The sequence below is a fragment of the Leisingera sp. F5 genome (genome assembly GCF_001593695.1).
In genome coordinates, this window is sequence record NZ_LUKH01001391.1 from 1 (window position 1) to 1,058 (window position 1,058).

Here is a 1,058-nt window from a genome sequence, read left to right on the forward strand (position 1 = left end):
GTCTCCGTCCCGCTGAGGCCGGAGCCGAACAGGGTCTGCTTCATGTTCGCCAGGAAATACTCGCCGGGCCACAGCGGCAGCGGCGCCTGGTTCATGCGCAGCTGGTCATGGGTGGAGGCGACAAAGGTGATCCACACCGGCAGCGCGATGGCCAGAACGCCAAGCACCAGCACCAGATGGGTAAGGAAAGTGATCAGGGGGCGGTTTTCAACCATCAGTAAGCCACCTTTCTTTCAACAAAGCGGAACTGGACCACGGTCATGGCGATGATCAGCACCATCAGCACCACCGACTGCGCGGCTGAGCCGCCAAGGTCGAGACCGACAAAACCGTCGTTGAACACCTTGTAGACCAGAATGGTGGTGGAGGTGCCGGGGCCGCCCTGGGTGACCGCGTGGATGATGCCGAAGGTCTCGAAAAAGGCGTAGACCATGTTGATGACCAGCAGGAAAAACGTGGTGGGCGAGATCAGCGGAAAGATGATGGTCCAGAACCGCCGCGCCGGGCCTGCGCCGTCGATGGCGGCGGCTTCGATCACGGAATTGGGGATGGATTGCATGGCGGCGAGGTAGAACAGAAAATTATAGGCGACCTGTTTCCAGGCAGCGGCCAGGATCACCAGCGCCATCGCCTGGGTGCCGTTCAGGTAATGGTTCCAGGTGATGCCTGCGAATTCCAGGAAATAGGGAAAGATGCCAAGGGTCGGGTTGAACATGAACACCCACAGGGCGCCTGCCAGAACGGGGGCGACCGCATAGGGCCAGATCAGCAGGGTCCGGTAGAACATCGCACCGCGCACCACCCGCTGGGCAAAACCTGCCAGCAGAAGCGCCACGCCCATCGACAGCCCCGCCACCAGCAAGGAGAAAACCGCGGTGCGCTGGAAACTGGCCAGGTAATGGCTGTCCGACCACAGGATTTCAAAGTTTTCGAACCAGACAAATTCGGTGCCAAGGCCAAAGGCGTCTTCGATCAGAAAAGATTGATACATCGCCTGGCTGGCGGGCCAGATGAAGAGCACCAGCGTGATGGCGATTTGCGGCGCGACCAGCAGGTTA

At 60.0% G+C, this 1,058-nt stretch carries 1 protein-coding gene and 1 pseudogene; both read right to left on the reverse strand.

Annotation, left to right across the window (positions count from 1 at the left end; genetic code table 11):
• Positions 1 to 215 (reverse strand): annotated as a pseudogene (locus A2I95_RS41685) (glycerol-3-phosphate transporter); the annotation flags it as partial.
• Positions 215 to 1,054: a sn-glycerol-3-phosphate ABC transporter permease UgpA gene (gene ugpA, locus A2I95_RS41690; protein ID WP_291738125.1), complete on the reverse strand. Its 840-nt coding sequence runs from the start codon at positions 1,052 to 1,054 to the stop codon at positions 215 to 217. The pseudogene A2I95_RS41685 and the gene ugpA, both read right to left, overlap by 1 nt.
• Positions 1,055 to 1,058: the final 4 nt, after the last annotated feature.